Origin of the sequence: Kaistella sp. 97-N-M2, from assembly GCF_021513235.1 — a bacterium.
Lineage (GTDB): Bacteria > Bacteroidota > Bacteroidia > Flavobacteriales > Weeksellaceae > Kaistella.
In genome coordinates, this window is the sequence record NZ_CP090976.1 from 2,484,740 (window position 1) to 2,506,689 (window position 21,950).

Annotated in this window: 20 protein-coding genes and 1 tRNA gene; 7 read left to right on the forward strand and 14 right to left on the reverse strand. The window is 39.2% G+C overall.

Annotation, left to right across the window (positions count from 1 at the left end; all coding sequences use genetic code 11):
• The first annotated feature begins 23 nt into the window (after positions 1-23).
• The 4 genes from L0B70_RS11600 (at position 24) to L0B70_RS11615 (ending at position 8,898) form a co-directional block, all read left to right on the forward strand.
• Positions 24-3,584, forward strand: a complete 3,561-nt coding sequence (locus L0B70_RS11600) for a T9SS type B sorting domain-containing protein (protein WP_235141937.1) — start codon at positions 24-26, stop codon at positions 3,582-3,584.
• 256 nt (positions 3,585-3,840) lie between these two features.
• Positions 3,841-6,804 carry a lipopolysaccharide assembly protein LapB gene (locus tag L0B70_RS11605; RefSeq protein ID WP_235141938.1) on the forward strand — a complete coding sequence of 988 codons (2,964 nt, stop codon included), beginning with the start codon at positions 3,841-3,843 and terminating at the stop codon, positions 6,802-6,804.
• A 134-nt stretch (positions 6,805-6,938) separates the two neighbouring features.
• A complete protein-coding gene (locus tag L0B70_RS11610; RefSeq protein ID WP_235141939.1) occupies positions 6,939-8,714 on the forward strand; it encodes a TonB-dependent receptor in 1,776 nt (591 codons plus the stop codon).
• A gap of 110 nt (positions 8,715-8,824) precedes the next feature.
• Positions 8,825-8,898 (forward strand) — tRNA-Arg (locus tag L0B70_RS11615).
• Positions 8,899-9,034: 136 nt separating this feature from the next.
• On the opposite strand, the gene L0B70_RS11620 is transcribed toward L0B70_RS11615, so the two are convergent.
• Complete coding sequence (locus tag L0B70_RS11620; RefSeq protein ID WP_235141940.1) at positions 9,035-9,940, reverse strand: DUF5996 family protein; 906 nt, start codon at positions 9,938-9,940, stop codon at positions 9,035-9,037.
• A 150-nt stretch (positions 9,941-10,090) separates the two neighbouring features.
• Positions 10,091-10,240 carry a helix-turn-helix domain-containing protein gene (locus tag L0B70_RS11625; protein ID WP_235141941.1) on the reverse strand — a complete coding sequence of 50 codons (150 nt, stop codon included), beginning with the start codon at positions 10,238-10,240 and terminating at the stop codon, positions 10,091-10,093.
• Here L0B70_RS11625 and L0B70_RS11630 point away from each other — a divergent pair.
• Positions 10,201-10,674: a hypothetical protein gene (locus L0B70_RS11630; RefSeq protein WP_235143606.1), complete on the forward strand. Its 474-nt coding sequence runs from the start codon at positions 10,201-10,203 to the stop codon at positions 10,672-10,674. The genes L0B70_RS11625 and L0B70_RS11630 overlap by 40 nt on opposite strands.
• A 531-nt stretch (positions 10,675-11,205) precedes the next feature.
• Here L0B70_RS11630 and L0B70_RS11635 read toward each other — a convergent pair.
• The 3 genes from L0B70_RS11635 to L0B70_RS11645 are packed head-to-tail and all read right to left on the reverse strand — an operon-like array spanning position 11,206 to position 12,724.
• The gene (locus L0B70_RS11635; RefSeq protein ID WP_311195387.1) at positions 11,206-11,628 is read right to left on the reverse strand and encodes an organic hydroperoxide resistance protein; all 423 of its coding nucleotides are present in this window, start codon (positions 11,626-11,628) and stop codon (positions 11,206-11,208) included.
• A 5-nt stretch (positions 11,629-11,633) separates the two neighbouring features.
• Positions 11,634-12,071, reverse strand: a complete 438-nt coding sequence (locus tag L0B70_RS11640; RefSeq protein WP_235141942.1) for a MarR family winged helix-turn-helix transcriptional regulator — start codon at positions 12,069-12,071, stop codon at positions 11,634-11,636.
• Between the two features lie 20 nt (positions 12,072-12,091).
• Complete coding sequence (locus L0B70_RS11645) at positions 12,092-12,724, reverse strand: NAD(P)H-dependent oxidoreductase (protein ID WP_235141943.1); 633 nt, start codon at positions 12,722-12,724, stop codon at positions 12,092-12,094.
• A 190-nt stretch (positions 12,725-12,914) separates the two neighbouring features.
• Between L0B70_RS11645 and L0B70_RS11650 the strand changes: the two genes are divergently transcribed.
• Positions 12,915-13,091, forward strand: coding sequence for a histone H1 (locus L0B70_RS11650; RefSeq protein ID WP_235141944.1), 177 nt, complete (start codon positions 12,915-12,917; stop codon positions 13,089-13,091).
• Positions 13,092-13,275: 184 nt separating this feature from the next.
• Complete coding sequence (locus L0B70_RS11655) at positions 13,276-14,697, forward strand: T9SS type A sorting domain-containing protein (protein ID WP_235141945.1); 1,422 nt, start codon at positions 13,276-13,278, stop codon at positions 14,695-14,697.
• A gap of 102 nt (positions 14,698-14,799) precedes the next feature.
• On the opposite strand, the gene fsa is transcribed toward L0B70_RS11655, so the two are convergent.
• The 9 genes from fsa to L0B70_RS11700 all read right to left on the reverse strand — a co-directional run bounded on the left by fsa (position 14,800) and on the right by L0B70_RS11700 (position 21,948).
• Entirely contained in the window at positions 14,800-15,453 is a 654-nt protein-coding gene (gene fsa, locus L0B70_RS11660; RefSeq protein ID WP_235141946.1) for a fructose-6-phosphate aldolase, read from the reverse strand.
• A gap of 120 nt (positions 15,454-15,573) precedes the next feature.
• Positions 15,574-16,014, reverse strand: a complete 441-nt coding sequence (locus tag L0B70_RS11665; RefSeq protein WP_235141947.1) for a hypothetical protein — start codon at positions 16,012-16,014, stop codon at positions 15,574-15,576.
• 194 nt (positions 16,015-16,208) lie between these two features.
• The gene (locus tag L0B70_RS11670) at positions 16,209-16,463 is read right to left on the reverse strand and encodes an acyl carrier protein (protein WP_235141948.1); all 255 of its coding nucleotides are present in this window, start codon (positions 16,461-16,463) and stop codon (positions 16,209-16,211) included.
• Between the two features lie 9 nt (positions 16,464-16,472).
• Positions 16,473-17,753 carry a beta-ketoacyl synthase gene (locus L0B70_RS11675; RefSeq protein WP_235141949.1) on the reverse strand — a complete coding sequence of 427 codons (1,281 nt, stop codon included), beginning with the start codon at positions 17,751-17,753 and terminating at the stop codon, positions 16,473-16,475.
• Positions 17,754-18,188: a 3-hydroxyacyl-ACP dehydratase FabZ family protein gene (locus L0B70_RS11680; RefSeq protein WP_235141950.1), complete on the reverse strand. Its 435-nt coding sequence runs from the start codon at positions 18,186-18,188 to the stop codon at positions 17,754-17,756.
• Positions 18,189-18,986, reverse strand: coding sequence for an SDR family oxidoreductase (locus L0B70_RS11685; protein WP_235141951.1), 798 nt, complete (start codon positions 18,984-18,986; stop codon positions 18,189-18,191).
• Positions 18,980-20,032: a type III polyketide synthase gene (locus L0B70_RS11690; protein ID WP_235141952.1), complete on the reverse strand. Its 1,053-nt coding sequence runs from the start codon at positions 20,030-20,032 to the stop codon at positions 18,980-18,982. Before L0B70_RS11690 ends, L0B70_RS11685 begins: the two co-directional genes overlap by 7 nt.
• A 57-nt stretch (positions 20,033-20,089) precedes the next feature.
• A complete protein-coding gene (locus L0B70_RS11695; protein ID WP_235141953.1) occupies positions 20,090-20,806 on the reverse strand; it encodes a methyltransferase domain-containing protein in 717 nt (238 codons plus the stop codon).
• Positions 20,806-21,948, reverse strand: coding sequence for an NAD(P)/FAD-dependent oxidoreductase (locus L0B70_RS11700; protein ID WP_235141954.1), 1,143 nt, complete (start codon positions 21,946-21,948; stop codon positions 20,806-20,808). Before L0B70_RS11700 ends, L0B70_RS11695 begins: the two co-directional genes overlap by 1 nt.
• Positions 21,949-21,950 lie beyond the last annotated feature (2 nt).

A 21,950-nucleotide genomic window follows, 5' to 3' on the forward strand; every position in this document is an offset into this window, starting at 1 on the left:
TATTTTTGCTAAAAATATACTGAATGCGGAATTTTTCTTTTATCATTTTCCTTTTCTCGTTCGTCTCCGGATTCGCACAATCTGTGAACCTTTTTAATCCTGCGGATAATATTATGTATCCGTCTCAACTTTATTTTTGTAATGGAGAAACATTCAACCTGCAGGTAGATGCTGTAGCTTCTTCAACAGGCGACTATGCAATAAGTGAAGGCACGCCGGCCGCTTTTCCGCTTGCTGCGGGCGGAACCCCCATCACTTTTCCGGTAACGGGTACCAATAAATTCAGCACAGCGATTCCTATTGGCTTTAATTTTAGTTTTTATGGTAAAAACTACACGAAAGTCGTCGCCGGAACAAACGGCAGACTGGTTTTTACGAACGATGTGCAGCTCAATAACCTCAATGATATTAATGTTTATACGGACCGAACTTTCAGCGGGATCCCAAATTATAACACTTATTCCGCGCTGCCTTCGACGGATTATAACAAAGTTTACAAAAACAATCCTACGCAGGAACTGAATTTAGCCCAAATCTTCTTCGGCTACACCGATTTAGTCTCGCGACCTCAAAACAACAGCATCACGTATAATTATAAAACGGTAACGGTTGGCGGCGTTAATGCACTTTTGATTTCTTATCAAAATCAAATTCGAAGTGACGGAACAGGCGGTTTTTCCAGTGTTGCTTATACCAGCAGTGTTTTGTTGGTAGAAGATGGCAGAATTATCATTTATGTGAATAACAAAACGGAAGACACTTACAATGCAATTTTGGGACTTCAAAATGACGATGCGTCGAAACGTAGAATTCCTGACCACAGTAATTCCGGTTCTAACTATAATAATGGTCCTTGGAAATCGGAGGGCATTGCGTGGATTTTCACGCCCAATCAAAACCTGACGCCAAAGTTCAAATGGTATCAAAATGCGGTGCTCTTAGGAGAAACCACCAATACTTTGTCGGGATTTGCACCCAACGACGGCGATCTTCTGAAAGTAGAAGTTACCTATCACGATGGTGCAGGCGCTCAGGTTGGAAATGCCGTTTCCGACGAGGTTCTTTTTAAAAAACTACAGAAGCCTACTATCACCGCCAGCAGCCCGGGAGGTTGCGTTAGTGGTGTTAATTTAACGGTGCCTAATGATGCAGACGTCAATTATCAGTGGTTTTTGGTTGGAAGTGCAACCGTTTTAGGAACCTCTAATTCTTACTATGCGACGCAAACAGGAAATTATTTTGTACGGATTTCGCGAAAATTAAGCCCTACATGTTCCGTAGATTCTAATCCTGTTGCAGTTAATTTAAATTCGACGATCCCGCCTTTTAATGCGGCCAATACACCGTTTAATTATTGTGACACAACGGGTGCAGCTACCAAAATACTTAATTTATACGATTATTATCCCGCAGATCCAACCAAATATACTTTAGTTTTCAGCGAGAATGGAACCGCAATTAACGATCCGGCTAATTTTCAGATTGCCGGCAATACAACGAGGACCATTACTATTGCAGTAAATGACCCGGTTTCGGGGTGCAGCATAAATACCAGTTTTACCCTTCGGTTCGATGCTTTACCTGCGGCAATTAATAATTTGCCAAAGAAATACTGTTTTGGTGAAACTTCCATTGATGTTTCACAATACCTTCCGGATTTGGGTGGTATTAATTTTAATATTTTCGATTATCAGTATTCCACCGATGGTGTTAATTATTCTGCGGGTGCAGTCCTTAATCCAAAACTCTTTCCGAAAGTCTGGGTGAAAATCGTTCCGAAGAATTCAATAAATTCAAACTGTACAACAACTTCAACAATTGTTTTTACGGAAGACGCAAAAGTTCTGGCAAACACGCCAACCACCCAGTTACCTCCGCAATGTGCGAGTTCAACGCAAACTTTTGATCTCGCGTCGCTGATTCCGGAGATAAATGCTGATCCAAATGTGACTGTTACTTTCCATAATAATTTAGGGGATGCCGAATCCGGCAAAGATCCCGTGAACTACAATTTTCGAAGTGGACTGAATTATACCACGCTGTTCATTCGGGCCGTAAATAATTTAACAGGCTGTGTTTCTCCAGATCATCCCTCCATTACGCTGCTCGTTTATCACAAGCCCAATCTTTTGGTTACTTCTATACCGAAAGCAAACTGTGTAGGGAATTCAATTTTCGATCTAACGCAGGCTCCCGGTTTATTGACCGATGCTCAAGCGCCTGTCACTGTAGATCTGGAATATTATTCGACTACTGGAACGCTATTAACGGCCGCTCAAGTTTCGAATTACGATGCCGGGGTTTTTGGACTAAATCCCTACATCAAAGTTATTTACAATACTACCTGTAGCGATACGGTTACGGTCAATCTGTCCTACAATCCAAAACCTGTTGCTAGTACTTCCACTATTTTAATCTGTTCGGAAACAACGTATTCTTTGCAGAGTTTTAAGAATGCAGTCACTAATAATTCGGCCAATTATACCTTTACGGATGACTCAGGAAATCCTTTGCCGAACACTTTTGACGTTACCACTTTGCCTAAAACCATTAAATTTTTAATGAAAGACACTACCACAGGCTGTCTTTCCGATGTTCAAAACGTAACGTTCATTAAAGGAGGAAATTCCGTATTGCTAAATAATTCCGCAGCTATCACAAAATGCGATACAGACTTTGACGGTAAAACAGATTTCAATCTGGATGATGTGAAATCTACCTTTACCCCTGATCCTTCTGCGACGTTTGAATATTTTAAAGACGCTGCGTTCAGTCAGCCGATCGCTGCAAGTTATACGAATGAAACGGCTTTTGCGCAAACGGTTTTTGTTCGGATAACATTACCCGGGTTCTGTCCGTCTGCTGGGCAAATAGATTTAAAAGTCGATACGCCAACGAAGTCGTCAACACTCCTCAATAAATATTTTATTTGTTATGGAGAAACAGTAACCATTGACGCAGGTGCTGAGAACATCAGCTGGCAATGGAGTACAGGCGAAACAAGTCAAACGGTAGACTTTATGGCTCCCGGGAATTATTCCGTAACACTCACGAATTCAAACGGCTGTTTTTATACGCACGATTTTATTATTTCTGAGGAGAATCAGCCTAAAATTGAAGTCATTAATCAAACAAATACTTCCATAGAAGTCATTGCAAACGGTGGTGTAAAACCGTATCGATATTATTTTAACGGCGTTCCGCAGAATTCAAATATTTTACAAAATCCAACTGCCTCTTCTTATGAAATTCAGGTAGAATCTGCAACGGGATGTTTCGGTCCGCCAAAAACAGTCTACTTTATTAAGATCAACAATGCTTTCACCCCAAATTCAGACGGCATCAATGATTTCTGGCGCATTGAAAATCTCGACCAAATGGAAAAGGTTTCGATTGTGATCGTGGACCGCAACGGAAGGAAAGTTTTTGAATCCACGAATCCCAATCAGACAGAATGGGACGGAAAACAGAACGGCCGGGCGCTGCCAACTTCTTCTTATTGGTATGCAGTTTCATGGTATGATGCGGTAACGCAAAAAACGGAGCAGCGACAAGGCTGGATCCTTTTGAAGAATCGAAATTAACTGCATACCAGATATTGTTTTGAATCCATTATTAGTATGATGAATTAATTTAAATTTCCCTGGAATTTTGAGAGTGCTCAAAATATAAATTTTTAAGATTTTCGGGTTTTTCCAAAGTTATCCACATTTCCACAACCAGCAAATTTGTTTGGAGAAACAATAACTTTTCTCTATTTTCGTTGATTAAATGTGGATAGCGCTGTTAGAGCTTCAAGCTCTAACAGCGCTGCCAAAATCTACCGAAAAACAGGATTAAATGAATTCAAAAAAAATCTTAATCGCAACGGCGATTTTCTATTTCGGCTTATCCGAGGCTCAACAATCTCAATTCTTCAGCGACCGCGAAAATTACCGCTTTAACCTCGCGGAAAATTTGTACCAAAATAAAATTTACAACGCATCCCAGTTCGAGTATGCGCGTCAGTATTTTTACAACCAAAACCTGTCTACATCCCGCAAAGAAGCAGCGCAGTTTTTCGATAACGTCATCGGCGTTATTTTGCGTAAAAATCATGCGGAAGAAGGCCTGGATGCTTTTATTAAGGAATATCCGAACTCGGCGTATTTTGCACAGGCGAATTTGCCTTTGGCAGACTTCTATTTAACGCAGAAAAATTTTGACAAAGCTTTGGAAACGTTGAATAACGTAAACCAATACCAACTTTCAAAAGAAGAGAACACGCAGTATATCATGAAACTCGGCTATGCGAAATTCATGACGGGTGATTCTCAGGGCGCGATTGAAGCTTTGGAAGAAGCCTATAAAACCACAGAAGGTTCCGATAAAAACGACATCGCCTACATGTTGGGGCATTTGTATTATGCGGACGGACAAAACTACAAAGCGTTTACGTTTTTCGATAATATTAAAGACAACGAGAAATATGCACGCGTGGTAAAACCTTATTATGTGCAACTGTATTTCAACGATAAAGATTACGATAAGGCAATTGTGGAAGGCAATGCTTTGTTAAATGAAGATATTTCCGCCGATTATAAAGCGGAAGTTCATAAAATGATTGGCGAAAGTTATTTTATGAAAGGCGATTACGATTCGGCTTATCCGCACTTAAAAATTTATCTGGATAGTAAACAAACCCCGTCCGAAAGCGATCTGTATGAAATGGGATTTGTCTCAGCACATCTGAAAAAATACGACGAAGCCGTTTCTTATTATAATCAACTGTTGAACAGCAATTCGGCAACCGCTCAAAACGCTTATTACCAGCTAGGAAATGCGTATCTGGAGGTTGGTAAAAAACAGGAAGCGCTTTCTGCCTTTCGGTCCTCGTATCAAATGACGTACGATCCGAAAGTGCAGCAACTCGCGCATTTACAGTATGCAAAACTGAGTTACGAGCTTGGAAATCCTTTTGAATCTGCTTCAAATGTGATTCAAAGTTATATTTCAAAATACCCGAACAGTCCGGATACCAAAGAAATGAAATCGCTTTTGGTGAAATCTTATCTGTATTCCGGCGATTATAAAGGAACTTTGGCCGCGATTGATAAAATGCCGAATTCGACACCGGAAACCGATAAAGTAGATCAGGAAGTTTCGTACTTATTGGGAACGGAGGAATTCAACAAAGGAAATGTAGACGCTGCTGAAAAATATTTCTTAAGAAGTCTTGAATTCAATATCAACAAAGAATTTAATTCCAGAGCCACTTATTGGTTGGCGCAAACGTACTACCAAAAGGGAAATTATCCTTCCGCAATCGTGCGTTTTGAGAAACTCCAATCAGAAAATTTCCCGGAGAAACAACAGCTGAATTACGATTTGGGTTACGCTTATTTCAAATCTAAAAAATTCGACAGAGCCAAAGATTATTTTACGGCCTATTTAAAAGATCCGAAACCGGAATTTAAAAATGATGCTGAACTTCGCCTGGCAGATACATATTACGCAAACAATGATCTGAACGAGGCCATCGCCATTTATGACAAAACGGAAAGCGCCGACGATTATACGCCATTCCAAAAAGCCATGGCTCTTGGATTTAAGGGCGACACCGTAGCAAAAATCACTGAACTTAAAAAACTTTTAAATCAGTATAAAAATTCGGAATATTTCGATGATGCGCAATTTGAGATCGCGACTGCTTACGCGGCAAATGACGACTATAAAAGCTCCAACGATTATTTTTCACAAGTCATTAAAACAAGCACTGATAAAGATTTAGTCGCCAATGCACAGATTTACCGTGCGCAGAACTACATCGATCAAAACGAAGATGCAAAAGCTTTATCAGAATTAAAGTCTCTTGGAAATCAGTATAAAAACACGGCGTTTGCAAGCAAAATTGTGCAGGCCGCGCGTCCGCTTTTCATTAAAAATAATGATGTCGCGGGTTATCAAAGTTTTGCCCAAAATATCGGCGTAAAAATCGATGCCTCCGAAATTGATGAGATTAATCTGAACCGCGCGAAAACTTTCTACGCAGGCAAAGATTACAAAAATGCCATTCCGCTTTTTGAAAAATATTTAATTCAAAATCCGACCGGCGAAGGTTTATACCAGGCGCAGTATGAATTGGGTGAAAGTTATTTCCAGACGCAGAATCCGGCAAAAGCTTTGTTGGTTTTACAGGAAGTAGCGAATGTCCAGAACGATTATCAGGAAGACGCGCAAACCAGAATTGCACAAATCTATATCGCGCAAAACAATAGCAACGAAGCCAAAAAGTATTTGGTATCGCTTTCCAATTCTACGAACGCCAACGTGAAAAACTTTGCCAATGTGGAATTGATGAAAATTTACGCCGACGAAAAAGATTTCCGAAAAGCCGAAACTTTGGCTGACTTTGTTTTGCAGAATCCAAAAAATTCCTCTTCCGTAAACGAACTTGCGAAAGTCATCAAAGCGCGCAGCTTGATGAACAATGGTAAAGACACCGAGGCAAAGACGGCTTATGCGGCTTTAGAAAAATCATCGAACACGGAAGTTGCAGCCGAAGCTTTGTATGCCAAGGCCTATTATCAAAACAAAGGCAAAGCCTTTAAATCATCGAACGAAACCATTTTTAAACTGGCCAATAATTATGCTTCAGAGGAATATTGGGGCGCGAAATCTTTGGTTTTGATGGTTAGAAATTATATCGGTTTGAAGGATAATTACCAGGCGAGCTATACAGCGGATCAAATCATCGCTAATTATCAGGATTTCCCGGATATTGTGGCGGAGGCGAAAGATTTAAAGAAACAAATTAAAAAATAGTCAGCTAAGTTCCGGGCAAGGAAAAGTGGTCCTTACCCTAAATTCCTCTCCAGAGGAGATCGACTTAAAGCCCAAAAAAAGTAAATACGCAGGAAGCGGCGAAGCCGCGAAACGTCGGTTAAAAAATAAAATTAATGAATAAACGAATTCAAATATTATCGCTCTTATTTTTAGGCTTTTCCCAGTTTGCCTTTTCCCAGATCAAGGAAGAAAAATTAATCCTGGACCGGAAACGCGAACCGGAAGTCAAAAAAATTGAAAAGAAGAAAACGTCCATCGAAGCGGAAAAAAATTATCCGCCCGAAGAAAAGTCCGCGAATCCGCCAACCTACGATATTACAAATGTTCCGGCGTCTTCCGATTTCAAAACTTCCTTAATTCAGGTTGAAGATATTTCGCCGAAATTCGATGCCGAAAATCAGAACAACTATTTCCAGCTCGGGATGGGAAATTACGGGAAAATCCTGGCAGACGGAAATATTTCCACGCAACTGGAAAGCGGAATGGAAGTCGGCGCCGATGTTCATTTCCTTTCGACCGACGGGTTGAAAAAAGTTTACGCCTGGGATTCCAAACAAAGTGCTGCGGACCTTGGAGTTTATTTAAATTCTTATGGAGAGCAGGGAAAACTGAGTGTTAACGCAGATTATGGACTGAACAATTATAATTATTACGGCATTTATACTTTAACGCCGGCTTCCGGGAATATCGATTTAAAACAGAAAACCAACCGCGTGAAAGTGAACGGTTATTACGATTTTTATTCGAACGAAATATTAAATGATGTTCGCGTGAAATCCTCTTTTCTGAGCGATTATTTTGGCGCAAAAGAAAATCAGGCGGAAGTTTTGGTTAATTTATCGAAGCACGGCGTCGACTTGCCTGCTTTTGATGAGGTGCTTTTCAACGGTGATTTAGGTTTGAATTTGGAAACCGTCCAATCCGATTTCGATTTGCTCGATAAAAATTCTTCGGAGTTTTTAAATGCGACAGTAGCGCCAAAAATTACGTTTTTCAAAGGTAAATCTTACGTGATGATCGGTTCCGACTTTTCATTTTTAAATGCAAAGAATTCTAATATGATTGTTACTGAGCAAGTAAAAAATAATAAGACGTACTGGTTTCCCAAAGCAGAACTGCAGTTTGCGGCGGCGGACGAATTCAAGTTCTACGCCGGAATCGAAGGCGGTTTGAAACTGAATACCTACGCTAATTTGCTGGAGCAAAATCCTTATTTGGTTTCGGATCAGGAATTACGTCCAACGGAAACAAAATATAAATTCTATTTCGGTTTGCGCGGCGATATCGATCAAAACATTAAATATGATTTTAGCGGTGGTTTCGGAAAGATGAACGATATTTTATTTTTCCGCGCCAACGATTTATTTAACAAAGACGTGAATTATGACCGTCCGGCGTATGATTATGCCAACACGTTTTCCTCGGTTTATGATAACGGAACCATTAGTGAGGCAAAAGCAAGCGTGCAGTATTTTCCTTTGGCCAATCTCTCTTTGGACGCCGAACTGAAATTTGAACAATACAGTTTAGATAATTTCGAAAACATTTTTAATAAGCCCTTGGTAAGAGCAAGTTTGGGCGGAAAATATTCGATGCTGGATAAAAAACTGAACCTGGGCGCGAAAGCGTTTTTTGCGACGGACCAGACGACCAATTCATTTGAAGTGAATAATGGAGGGATAAATCCGAACGTTTTTCTCTCTTCTGAAGACATAAATGACAAAGTTGGTGGATTTGCGGATTTAAATTTGTCTGCAGAGTACAAAGTTCACAAAAATTTCAGTATTTTCGCACTCGGAAACAATTTACTCAACACCCGGTATCAAACTTACAAAAGTTATAAAGTTTTGGGAGCACAGATTTTGGGCGGAGTTAAAATTTCCTTTTAAAGAGTAGAAGAATGGCGCGTAATTGAGATGGAAGTGTTTGATACAAATATTTCATTCGTTTAAAACTTAAAAACTCAATCATACAAAACTCAACTGCTGACTTGAAAAATGGCTGCGTAGTTCAACTGGATAGAATATCAGATTTCGGCTCTGAGGGTTAGGGGTTCGAATCCCTTCGCGGTCACACAAAAAGGATAAAATTAATTTTTTATCCTTTTTTGTTTTTATGTCAAATAACTATTTCATTAATACTTAAATGACCTTAAAATTCAAATCTTTCGTCCGTCGCCATTAATGGTGTATGGAGGCATGTTATAATGTTATTTCTCCAGTTTTTCCCGATCCCATTTAGCCAGTTTTGCCGCGGCTTCATAAGTCGTCTGAAGGAAATCGAGAACCACTTCAACGGGATCATCGGATTTTTGCACTTCGCTGTACGGAAGCAGATATTCGCCGAGATTTTTATCGTAGAAATATTTCTTTCCTTCCGTTCTCACCTCGCAGAACAGCGCGGGTTCGGGATAAATATAAGCGTAAAAAGCCGCAAACGGAACAGCCTCGTTGCCGGGCCAAAATCCGCAACTGTAAACCTCGTGAGAATACGCTTCCTGCGCAACCCAATCGGGTAAATGAGGAACTCCGCCGGGATGCAAAGGTGCTTTTTCGCCCGAAAATCGTGACACCGACAGATCAAAACTGCCCCAAAATAAGTGAACGGGACTGCACTTACCGGTAAACCGGGATCTGAATTCCATAAAAATTTCGTTCGCATTCAAAAATGCCAAATGAAGATCGGATGCATGTTTCGGAATATAAGTATTGTGCGCATCGTCTTCCTGGAAAGGGATAACTTCTTCCAGTTCGTTAGGAGTTTGATTAATTGTCACATGAATTCCCATTTCATTTAAGTTATCCATCAAGTTTTTATAGAAAGCCGCAACCGACAGTCCTTCAAGCGCAAATTTTCGCTCGGCATTATTACTCGTCCGAATGTGAAGCTGGTGCTGCAAAAAATCGAAATTGATCTCGAAATGTTCGTCGTTGTAGGGAATGTTCCGGGTAGTAAGCCCCTCGGGCGTTACGTATAAAGTGACGTGCCAGGAATGGTTAATCCAGGGCAGTTTTTTTATCTTGATTTTTACCAAGATCTGGGTCCAAAGATGGATCGTCATGTAGGTGTCCTTTGCCTTTTCGAACGATAGAACCGGCCAGTTTTTTATTTTCATTTTGAAGATTTTATTGGGACGCTGATTATTTTTGATTCCAACGACTGGTTTTTGATACTGTAATGGTTAGAACAATTAAAGTTACAAAAATAAGCGGACAAGGATATTTACCTGAGCCTCAATTCATTTCGGAACTCATCATTACAGATCTTACTTAAAATTACTATATTCGCGGTCATCATCAACAATTGCCAGGGAATATTCCTTAAATTCGGTAAAATTTGTTCCTGTTTCATTTTTGAAAAATTTACTGAAATGAAATGGATCTGAAAACCCAAGAAAGTACGATACCTCTTTCACTGAAAGTCTTGAATAAAGCGCATGTCTTTTTGAGAGAGGTCCATCTTCTTCTTCTTTTCAAAATTGATTCTGCCGCGGGCAAGTATCTCTCTGCGATCAATCATTACGAAATTCATAAGCGTTTGAACTATTCTATATTTAATGAAAAGAAAAGCAAACAGTTGGCTGAAATGGAGGTGGCTTACGAAACTGCGGAGAAAGAGAAAGATCTTGCTTTACTGCGTTCGAAAGATAAACTTCAAAAGAAAGAACTTCAAAAATCTTCACAGTCGAAAGAATATTTATCTGCCATTGCGACGGTCCTATTAGTGCTGTTTATGGTGGTATTTAGTCGCTATCGCCTGAAACAAAAAAGTAATATGCAGCTTTTAGCGCAACAAAAAGAAATTAATGTACAAAATGCGGAGTTGATTGGTTTGACCACCGTGCAGTAAAAAGATCTTCGTTTATTTATAAGACAACCGTTCAAATCATCTTTTTGCGCGGCGGAATAAGTTACAAATAAGAAGAAATAAGAGCCGGATTTTAGCCAACAGGCGAGGAGCAATTGTGTGTCTAATTTATGCTAAGATGAGTAAAGACAAAGTTCACACAAACTGGAGGTTAAAACAATGGACGGAACCGGTTTTTTCGCGTACATTTTATCGAAAAAACAGTTCTTTTTCAAAGTATTACAACAGCCGTGTTCATCATTGGCGGATTCGTATCTTTTATTATTACCATTTTAATGTTTGTGCACCTATTTAAACACCAGACTAAAAGAGAAGGTAAAGGCGAATTCGCGTCAACAGCCTGATTCTCGTTGATGTAAGTTTTAATCCTTGATGAATTTTTTTCTTAGGAATTATAACGCAAAAAAAAAACGGCGCCTTTTAAAGGTGCCGTTTCAGTTTTCGATTAAATGGTACGTGATGTCAATTTAATCTTCTATATATATGAATGTGTTTTCAAGGGAATGGTATAATTTAATTGTTGGTCACTTCCAGTTTTACGTCGATATTATTTCTCGTCGCATTTGAGTAGGGACAAACCTGATGGGCCTTTTCCGTTAAGGATTTCGCTTCTTCCAAAGATACTCCCGGAATATTAACGTCCAGTTCCACTGCCAATCCGAACGCGCCATTTTCGATAGAACCAAGGCTGACTTTCGCGACAACGGAAGTTTCTCCGGTCTGTGTTTTAGATTTGCTGATAACAAGATTTAAAGCACTGTCGAAACAGGCGGCATAACCCGCTGCAAAAAGCATTTCGGGATTGGCGTAATCGTCGTTGGCGCCGCCTAAAGTTTTTGGAGTCCGAACTTCGAGGTCCAAAATGCCGTTATCACTTTTAAGATGTCCGTTTCTTCCGCCTTTTGCGGTAACGCTTGTTGTGTATAATGTTTTCATTTTTTTTATTTTCCTATTATTTGCATTAATTTTGTGACTGATTCTTTAAGTTCCAAAAGATCGTTCTCTGTTAAGTTGAGCTTTTCCTGCATTCGCCGCGGAATACCGCAGGCTTTTTCCTGAAGCTGATTGCCTTCTTCTGTTAAAAAAACTTCTACCACGCGTTCGTCTTCTTTTTTTCTATGCCGAACGATGTAGGACTTTGCTTCAAGACGTTTTAGTAAAGGCGTTAAAGTTCCGCTATCCAGATAGAGTTTTTGCCCAATTTGGTTCACGGTCAATCTTTCGTTTTCCCATAGCACCATCATAACTAAATACTGAGAGTACGTAATGTCTAAATCCTCCAAAAAAGGACGGTACATTCCCGTTATCTCTTTCGCAATAACATACAGCGGGAAACAGAGTTGGTCTCCAAGCTTTGGAGTTTCATCATTTACGATCATTCGAAAGTTTGTGTTTTGTATTATTTTTTAATAATGAATTCCTCCATCGGAATCCGTACTTTTTTCATGTGGGAGAGATAATCTTTTTCCAGATCTCTGTACCCGAGGTAGAGTAGTGTTACGCTTTTTAAACCCAGCGCTCTCAACCCCAGCATTTCGTCGACCACGTCATTGCTGAAACCTTCGGCGGGCGTGCTGTCGATTTTCAATTCGGCTGCCTGAGCCATGGCTAATCCTAACGCGATATAGGTCTGCCTGGCAGTGTGTGCAAAATGGTCTTCGGCAGTTTGGCCGTTATATAGTTCTTTTATTTTATCGGTATAGCTGCCGAATCTTCCGCGCGGCAAATCTCGCACATCGGTATGATAGTCGTACACTTTATCAATTTTCTCGCTGGAATAGCTGTCCCACGCGGCGAAAACCAAAACCTGCGAACAGTCTTTCATAACTTCGGGGTTTAAAGCGCCCTGTACCATCCTTTCTTTTAGCTGCTGATCTTCTACAACAATCACGCGAAAGGGCTGCAATCCCGACGATGTGGGAGCCAGGCGCGCGGCTTCGAGTATTTTATTTAAATCTTTTTGAGAAACTTTTTTAGTTGGATCGTAAGCTTTCACTGCGTGTCTCCATTGTAAATCTTCTAATAAGGCCATATCTGATTTTTTTTGATTGTAAATTGAAGTGCAAATATAGCAAACAATTATATTGTGTGCAATTTAATTTAAAGATTTTCTGAAAGATTGAATAATAATAGTCGGAAATGCAATATTTAATAAAACTTTATCCTTTGTTATTAGGCTGAATCCCTCATAAATGTTATGTTTGTAGCTTAAATTTATACATATGAAAGAACTTATTGAAAAAATTAATGCCGAATTTGAAACATTCTCTTCAGAATCAACCCAACAATCGGAAAAAGGAAACAAAGCAGCAGGAACAAGAGCCCGCAAATCTGCCTTAGAATTGAGCAAACTGTTCAAGGATTTCCGAAAAGTTTCTGTAGAGGAATCTAAGAAATAAGACTTTAAAACCAGCTGGGCTGGTTTTTTTAGGAATAAAGACCGCCTGAAAATTCCAGACGGTCTTTTTTTGTGGAAAAGTTTCAATGGTGACGACTCTCGGGTTCGGACTTTCTTTTTTACTTTCTAAAAACATTTGGTGCCGGTTCGAATTTTATTTTTAAATTTGCACACACACAAATGCTATGAAAAAAATCTATTTTTTTCTGATTATCCTATGCGCTAATCAGATTTCTTCTCAGATCAAAATCAGTAAAGATCTTTCTTTCGGCAACAACGGCAGCTTCACTGCGGAATTTAATTCCAGCGGAACCGTTATTAATGCCAATGTCTTGGTCTTACCCGACAACTCAATGCTTTATATCGTTAATAAAGCTGATAAAAATTACATTTTAAAGCTAAAGCCCGATGGAACCTTAGATCCTGCGTTTGCCAACAGCGGACGATTGGGGCTGGCCGAAAATAATTTTTTAAATGCAGTGCTGCAGGGTGATAAAATAATTGTCAACTTTGGTCCAAAACCGATGGACGACAACTTTTATAGAGATTCGAAAATTGTGAGATATCACGCAAACGGAACTTTAGATACGACCTTTGGCACCAACGGCGTTTTGAATGAAGTCACAGAAAGCACAAATCCGGCAGCTTTGAGCGTTTTGGTTTTGGAAGATCAGAGCTTAATGGTGACGAATTCCAACACGTCGCACTCGAAAAAATTTACAGCAGACGGTCAACTCGATTACGCTTTCGGAAATAACGGCGAAATCGTATATGATTACCATTTTCCCCTTGGCCAGTTTTCTGCCGGAAAAATCGCAACGTGCGATGTAAGCTCGCTTTCTTCTTCTGTTTATTCTTTTTTTAATCTGAATTCTTTAACCCAAAACACCGTTCTGGATTTGAATGTCCAGGCCTGCCATCAATACAACGGCTTTCCGTTGCAAAATAAAATAAACCGGTCTACAAGAATGGCAGCGAACGGGCTCGTATTTTCCGTTTTCGAGTACCAAAATTATCCGCTCGCGGATTTTAGCCGCCTCGTCGTCATCAAAAATGAACAGTTAGATTCTACTTTTAATGGGACGGGTTTTGTAACCTCAGAAAACAACGAAGAATTTTTAGACAGTGGTTTTTCCCAGGATATTTTTGTGGTTTTAAATCAAAAATCAAATCAGAAAGCACTGAATGCGTATTCGGCGACAGGCACTCCTGTACAGATTAACAGCGAAAGAGACTTTAAGCTTCTCTCGGGGCAGGAGATTGAAATGAAAGACAATTATATTTTGGTCAATTCAATCTTGCCGGCAAACAATCAAAATGGCACGCGCGTAAAAATCGATAAATATTTAGTGACGCAGGAGCAACTTTCGACCGCCACCAGCGCGCTAAAGAAGATAATGGTTGAAAATCCGGTAAAAGATTTTTTAAGAATTAAAAATGCCGAAAATGCGGAAAGTTTTGGTCTTTATAATCTGGAAGGAAGAAGGATATTGTTTTCATCAAATGTGGAAAATATCAACACTTCTAATCTGCCGCAGGGAAATTATATTTTGAAAGTAAAACTGAAAAGCGGCGAAATTCTGTCGAAAAAACTGATTAAAAATTAAAATATTACGCTGCTTACAATATTTTAGTTCTATTTAAAACTGCACAAAATAAAAACCGTCTGAAGATTCAGACGGTTTTTTAGTTTAATTAAGACAATATTCCTATCCCATTTTTTTAGCATCAGCTACAAACTGCGCTAAACCTTTATCTGTCAAAGGATGGTTCATTAAATTAAGAATTGAATCCAAAGGAGAAGTAATTACATCTGCGCCAATTTTCGCACAGTTGATAATGTGCATCGGCGAACGAATGGAAGCTGCGAGGATTTCTGTATCGAACATATAATTATCAAAAATAATTCTGATTTCTTCGATCAAATTCATGCCATCAACAGAAATATCATCCAACCTTCCCAAAAACGGAGAAACATAATTTGCCCCGGCTTTCGCCGCCAAAAGTGCCTGTCCTGCAGAGAAAATTAGCGTACAGTTTGTTTTAATTCCTTTATCGGAAAAATATTTTAAAGCTTTAATGCCATCTTTAATCATCGGAATTTTAACCACGATATTGGGATGAATTGCGGCCAGTTCGTCGCCCTCCTTAATCATTTCTTCATAAGTTGTGCTGAGAACTTCGGCAGAAATATCGCCGTCTACGATGTCGCAAATGGCTTTATAATGGTTGAGAACCGCTTCTTTCCCGCTGATTCCTTCTTTTGCCATTAACGATGGATTGGTGGTAACGCCATCTAAAATTCCTAAATCCTGGGCTTCTTTAATTTGCGCCAGATTAGCCGTGTCGATAAAAAATTTCATATTACTTTTTGTTTGCGCAAAGGTAATTATCTGCAGACCACTAACCAAATATTATCGGTTCCCGCGCATAGAAAAACCGAACGCTGGTCCGGTTTAAAAATTTCATTTAGTATCGCAAATTTATTCGAACACAACAGGTGTTGTAGCTGCGTGCATTTTTTGGGCAGAATCTTTGTTTTTTAAAGAGGAAGAATATACTTCAGATTTTGCTCTTAAGGCAACTTTGGTTTTCAAATAATCCAAAGACTGCGCTTCCTTCAGCGAAATGTCGTCAAATTCGTATAAATGTACGGCGCTGTGCGTGGTGAAAACTTCTTTGGCTGCAAGCAGTTGTTCTTCATTTTTAATGGATACGCTTGCAATTAATTTATCGATATCGTTGGTATTGATCTGCGGTGTTCTTCCGCCAAAAATCCGGTTCCAGAAATTTTCTTTCTGTTCTTCAACCTGATTGATGTAGATAATATAATCTTCATTTTTAAAACCGGCAAGTTCCAGATCTGTCGCTAATTTTTTTGCTTCTTTTTGAGTTGGGAATAATCCAATAAGTATTGTTGTCATTTTTTAAATCTTTTGATTATACAAATCTACGCTTAAAAACGCATTATTTGTGTTAATATTTACTGATATAGCGTATAATTGATAAAAATCATAAGTTTTTTTAATTATTTCGTAACCTAGAAAACTATCTGAGATGAGGCTCGATTATATAATTTTTAACAATTATTAATGAGTTCATTTCTATACGACTCAACTTATTTTGCGGCGAGTTTCTCCTCGATCACAGCAAGCGCAGATTTCACGTCGCGCATCTTTTCCATTGAGTCGGCGTCGATCTCAATATCGAAAACTTCTTCCACATCTAAAATTACATCCACCAAATTGGCGGAATTGATATTTAAATCGTTGATGAAATCGGTGGTCTCATTTATTGTTTCCAATGCGGCCCCATTTTTTACATAAGGTTTTACAATGGCTTTTAGTTTTTGAATGGCTTCGTCCCGGTTCATAGGTTTCTTTTAATTGGAGTTGGAATATTTCTTAAAGATAACACATCCGTTTACATCGCCAAACCCAAAACTAACTTTTGCCGCAATATTAATGTCTTTTTCTAAAAGTTTCATCGGAATACAGTCGGCATCGATTATTGCAGAAATTTCCGGATTCAAATCTTCACAATTACTAGTGGGAGCGATAAAGTTTTCCGACAATTGCAAAACCGTTGCCACAGCTTCGATACTGCCCGCGGCGGAAAGACAATGTCCCGTCACAGCTTTGAGTGAATTGATATACGGGAAATCTCTCCCGGAACGTTGTAAAGCTTCAGCTAAATTTTGAATTTCCGTACTGTCTTTTGAAGTTGCGGTTAAATGCCCGCTGATATAATCGATATCATTTGCTTCAATTCCTGACTCTAGAATTGCGTCCTCTACGCATTTTTGGACGGCTGTAGAATTTGGTGCAGTCATACTTCCGCCGCCGCGTTGTCCGCCAGAATTTAGATTTCCGCCCAGAATTTCACAATAAATTTTAGCGTTCCGCGCTAATGCCGACTCCAAATCTTCGATGACTAAAGCTCCAGCGCCACTTCCGGGAACAAATCCCGCAGCAGAAGCGCTCATCGGACGCGAAGCTTTTTCCGGTCGGTCGTTCGATTTATAATTACAAACTTTTATGGCATCAAAACCCGCCCAAATATATGGCCCGGAATCACTTGTACTTCCGGCTAAAATGCGTTTTGCTTTTCCGGCTTTTATGCGCTCAAAAGCCATTAAAATACTTTCTGTTCCGGTTGTACATGCGGAAGAATTGGTTGTCACCTGATTTCCTAAACCTAATTTTCCGCCTAAATAAGCGCTGATTCCGCTGTTCATCGTCTGTGAAACCGCCGTGCTGCCTAATCGTCGGGTTTGAAGGGCATCGATCTTATAAATACTTTCCCGAAATTTTTCAATGCCGGAAGTTCCCGCGCCGAAAATAGTTCCGCTGTCCCAATCCGGATTTTCATCTTGAGAAATTTCTAAACCTGCATCTTTCCAGGCATCTAACCCGGCGATGACGCCGTACATAATTCCGGTTGAACTGAAATTTCTTAATTCTAAATCGGTAAAATATTGATTGAGAGTATCTTTATTAATGGGCGGTGTGCCGGAAACCTGACAGGAAAAATGAAGGTCAGCGAGTTGCTGGTCAAATTTAATTCCGGAACGGCCTTCCTTTAAAGCTGACCGAAAATCACCCAATCCAACGCCATTTGGCGCGACGATGCCTAAACCTGTGATGACAACTCTTCTTTCCATTTAATTTACTTTAATAATTCCCGCCATGGTTCCTTCACACACGATTTCCGATTTTTCGTTCAGCATTTTTACTTTACATTTCAATTTACTAAATCTAAAATAAATTTTCTCCGAAATCACCGTCACTTTTTCGCCCGGAAAAACTGGTTTTAGGAATTCGATCTCGGTTGATGTGAGACCAATTTGGCTTTCTTCAGTCAAATCATTTCCCACTAGAAAAATTCCCAGACAAACCAATCCGATCTGCGCCATTGTCTCGGTGAGAATTACGCCTGGAGTAATTGGATTATTTTTAAAATGTCCTTTATAAAAATTTAAACCTTCTTTGAAAGTGAAAGTTCCGATTACGCCATTTTCCTCAATGCTCACCAAATCATCCACAAATAAAAATGGTGAAGAATAGGGGAGTTTTTTTAAAATATCAATAATATCCATCTAACCCAAATGTTCGCCACCATCGACGGGAATTACACAGCCATTGATCCAGGCAGCTTCGTCCTGACAAAGCAAACTCACTGCATTCGCCACATCTTCGGGTTGCGTTAAGCGATTGAAAGGATTGCGTTCCAAGAACTTTTCCTTTATTTTTTCACTCCCCGGAATCATCTGCAAAGACCACGTGTCGGTAACGCCGGCCTGAATGCAATTCGATCGCAGACCGAAAGGCGCAAATTCCAAAGCGATGCTTCGGGAAATCGCTTCCAACGACGCTTTTGCAGCGGAAACGGCCGCATAAAACGGCATCGGTTTTGTGCTGCCCTGACTCGTAAAAGCCAAAATTCTGGTGTCTTCTGCGAAAAGTTTTTCATTAAACAGAAGTTTCGTCCAGTCGTATAAACTCGTGGCCATCGCCTGAAGCGTTATGCTAAAATCATCGGTGGAAAGAATTTCACCTTCTGACCCGATCATCGGTTTTAAATTTCCTTTTGCAATGCTGTGCAGCAGACAGCGGATTTTTCCTTCTGCGCCTAAAGCAATTTTTAAGTCAGAAATTATATCTTTTTGTATGATAGGGTTTAAAAGGTCTTTATTTAAAGTTAAATATTTTACGTTCTCGTTTTTAATTGCGTCAAATTCTTTATTAATAGCCTCTATTTCTGCGCGGGAATTCCGGTGAACGATACAAATATTCATTCCTTCGCCTGCCAATTTTTTCGCTGAAGCTAATCCTAAACCAGAACTTCCGCCCAGAATTAAAGCCCAGTAATTCTTATTCTCAAACCTTCTTACCATTGCAATAAAACTCTTTGTGCAGAAAAGCCCGGCCCGAAACTCAGCATTAAACCTTTGTCACCTTTCTGCGGATTTCGATTCATAATTTCTTCTAAAACATACAAAACTGTTGCGCTCGACATATTTCCATAAAGTCGCAAAACTTCTTTTGTTACGTCGATGTTTTTGCCCATATCTGAAAATAATCCTTCAACCATTTGGACAATCTTTTTTCCGCCCGGATGAAAGATCAAATGGTCAATATCTTTAATTTCTAAATTTTGTTTGGCTAAAAACGGATGAATAATATTGGGGAAATTTTCGCCAATTGTATCGGGAACTTCGATATCTAAAATCATCTGCAACCCGGAATTGGTGAGTTTGAAACCCATCATGTGTTCATTATTATAAAAATGATACATTTCTTCGGCGAGAATTTCCGGACCTTCTACATCTTCATCAGAGGAAAGTAAAACACACGCAGCGCCGTCGCCGAAGATCGCGGCGCTCACAATATTCGCCATGGAGAAATCTTCCAACTGAAAAGTCGCGGTCGGACTTTCTACCGCGATAACTGCGGCACGTTTTCCAGGATTTGCCTGCAGGAAATTTTTCGCGTAAATAATTCCGGAAACTCCGGCAGCACAACCCATTTCTGTAACGGGCAAACGAACGATGTCCTGGCGTAAATCCAGTTTGTTGATGAGATAAGCATCTAGCGAGGGAATCATAATTCCGGTACAGCTTACGGTGATAATATAATCCAAGGATTGTGGATCCCAAGCGGCTTTTTTTAAAGTTTTATCTAAAACCTGCTCGCCTAAAATCACGACTTCGCGGGCATAAATATCATTCTTATCTTCAAAAGAAGTCGCAGTGAAAACTTCGATTGGATCCATTATGGAATATCGTTCATCAACGGCGGCGCCTTCAAATATTTTTTTGACTTTACGAATAAACCTGCTTTCCTGGCCGACAAGCCATTGATCCAAAAAAGGCAAAACTTCGGAAGTTTTTCGGGAATATTTGGGGAGTTGCTTGGCAACGGTAATTATTTTTACACTCATATATCATTGCGAGGTACAGCTTGTCCCGAGAATTCGAGAAAGCAATCCGTAACTTTTTTAATTAATTTTTTGAATAATCCATTGGTAACGGAAGGCCCATTTCCATTTTATGCTGTACTTTTTTAATGCTAATTCTTTTGAAAACTTTTCTAAATCTTCTCTTTTAAACCCTCTTAAAATAGAAATCAAGCCATCTTGTGCGGTCATTTTTTTTAATCTGAAAATAAAGATAATCATTTGAAACAAGCGATAGGCGATTTTACTTCGGTGTAAATCATTGACGACGATGCCTTTTTTGACCAAATTTAAAATAACGCTCATTATTTTAAAAATTTCATCATCTTTAAAATGATGTAAAGTCAAGGTGATCAATGCGATATCAATTTTATATTTTGAAAAATCGTATAAAAAAATATCTTCAGCGAGATAGGTAATATTTATAAAATTGACGGAACATTTTTCCGCGTGACGAATCGTGGCTTCATTGGCGTCAATTCCAATTAGTTGAAATTTTAAATTATTTTCTTTTCCAAATTTCCACAGCATTCGCAGCATATCGCCACTTCCGCAACCGAAATCCATAATGGTGATGGTTTGGTCTTTGGGAAAATCCTTGATCAAATGTTGTACGCCTTCTAAAGTCACCGAGTTTCCACCGAGGAACTGATTAATTCTGGCAATGTCATCCAAAGCGGTGACCAATCCGTCATTATCCATCGAAAAATCGTCCATTGATTCTTCGAGATCTGTCCTATAAGTGGTATCTAAAGCCATTAATTTGGAGTCATTTTGATTTCTTTTCCGTGCGTTTTTCTAATGATAATAGGAAGCAGGAAAGGAAGATGGGTTATAAAATTCGTTAAAACTTCGGAGAGTTTTGAATGTTCTAAAATACTACCTAAAATTCGGCCATACCATAATCTCTGTTTAAAATTTTTATTCCAGTTTGAAGAATAACTTTTTTCCATTTCATTTCGCGAAATTTTTCCAGCTAAAAAGTCTATGGTTTGTTCCGACGCTAACTTTGCACTGTGAATCGCCATGGCCATTCCATTTCCGCACAAAGGATGAATTAATCCCGCCGTATCACCCATCATTAAAATGTGATTCTCTACATTATCTTTTTTCTCAAAACATATCTGACTGATCGTTAATGGTTTTTCAAAAACGGCTTCAGAATTTTCTAAAATATTTTTTAAATGTGGATTTTGAGCGACCACTTTTTCCTGGAAATCTTCGATGTTTTTATATTTTTTGAAGGATTTAAAATTGGTTAAATAACAGATATTGAGCAAATTATTTTCTACTTTCGAAACGCCGCAATAACCGCCTTTAAAATTATGCAAACCCACAACATCATCCGGAAAATTCCCTTTGTAATGAGATTTAACCGCCAACCAAGGAGATTTATCTTTTAAAAAATCACGGTTCATTTTCACATCCAAATTGGATCTTTTTCCAAAACCGCCTAAAACGACTTTCGAGGTCAAAACTTTCCCGGAAGCCAAATGAACCTCAAAAAGATCATCTTTATAATCAACCTCATTGCCCTGATCTTCGATAATCTCGCAGTTTTGAGCTAGGGCTTTTAAATAAAGGGCATGATCCAAAGTATATCTACTGATCCCGAAACCACCGAGCGGAAGTTTTGTTTTAATCGTTCTCCCAGACTCTGATGAAAATTGTAAAGTTTGGATATGCGTGGGCTTTAATTCTTCAATATTTACATTGAGCCATTTAAAATAGGGAAGGACTTCATTGGAAATATATTCGCCGCAAACTTTGTGTTTTGGATAATGATTCTTTTCAATTACAATGACTTTAACACCCATTTTGGAAAGGTGAATCGCGCTTGTTAAACCTGCCAAACCGCCACCAATAATAATGACCTCGGAATCATATTTTAAATCTGCCAATT

Bases quoted from the DNA above. Each gene is read 5' to 3' on its own strand.
- L0B70_RS11620 (WP_235141940.1), bottom strand. From the start codon at position 9,940: ATGAAAATAAAAAACTGGCCGGTTCTATCGTTCGAAAAGGCAAAGGAC.
- L0B70_RS11600 (WP_235141937.1), top strand. From the start codon at position 24: ATGCGGAATTTTTCTTTTATCATTTTCCTTTTCTCGTTCGTCTCCGGA.
- L0B70_RS11670 (WP_235141948.1), bottom strand. From the start codon at position 16,463: ATGAACCGGGACGAAGCCATTCAAAAACTAAAAGCCATTGTAAAACCT.
- fsa (WP_235141946.1), bottom strand. From the start codon at position 15,453: ATGAAATTTTTTATCGACACGGCTAATCTGGCGCAAATTAAAGAAGCC.
- L0B70_RS11680 (WP_235141950.1), bottom strand. From the start codon at position 18,188: ATGGATATTATTGATATTTTAAAAAAACTCCCCTATTCTTCACCATTT.
- L0B70_RS11675 (WP_235141949.1), bottom strand. From the start codon at position 17,753: ATGGAAAGAAGAGTTGTCATCACAGGTTTAGGCATCGTCGCGCCAAAT.
- L0B70_RS11685 (WP_235141951.1), bottom strand. From the start codon at position 18,986: ATGGTAAGAAGGTTTGAGAATAAGAATTACTGGGCTTTAATTCTGGGC.
- L0B70_RS11665 (WP_235141947.1), bottom strand. From the start codon at position 16,014: ATGACAACAATACTTATTGGATTATTCCCAACTCAAAAAGAAGCAAAA.
- L0B70_RS11635 (WP_311195387.1), bottom strand. From the start codon at position 11,628: ATGAAAACATTATACACAACAAGCGTTACCGCAAAAGGCGGAAGAAAC.
- L0B70_RS11610 (WP_235141939.1), top strand. From the start codon at position 6,939: ATGAATAAACGAATTCAAATATTATCGCTCTTATTTTTAGGCTTTTCC.
- L0B70_RS11645 (WP_235141943.1), bottom strand. From the start codon at position 12,724: ATGGCCTTATTAGAAGATTTACAATGGAGACACGCAGTGAAAGCTTAC.
- L0B70_RS11690 (WP_235141952.1), bottom strand. From the start codon at position 20,032: ATGAGTGTAAAAATAATTACCGTTGCCAAGCAACTCCCCAAATATTCC.
- L0B70_RS11640 (WP_235141942.1), bottom strand. From the start codon at position 12,071: ATGATCGTAAATGATGAAACTCCAAAGCTTGGAGACCAACTCTGTTTC.
- L0B70_RS11605 (WP_235141938.1), top strand. From the start codon at position 3,841: ATGAATTCAAAAAAAATCTTAATCGCAACGGCGATTTTCTATTTCGGC.
- L0B70_RS11655 (WP_235141945.1), top strand. From the start codon at position 13,276: ATGAAAAAAATCTATTTTTTTCTGATTATCCTATGCGCTAATCAGATT.
- L0B70_RS11630 (WP_235143606.1), top strand. From the start codon at position 10,201: ATGGATCTGAAAACCCAAGAAAGTACGATACCTCTTTCACTGAAAGTC.
- L0B70_RS11650 (WP_235141944.1), top strand. From the start codon at position 12,915: ATGAAAGAACTTATTGAAAAAATTAATGCCGAATTTGAAACATTCTCT.
- L0B70_RS11695 (WP_235141953.1), bottom strand. From the start codon at position 20,806: ATGGCTTTAGATACCACTTATAGGACAGATCTCGAAGAATCAATGGAC.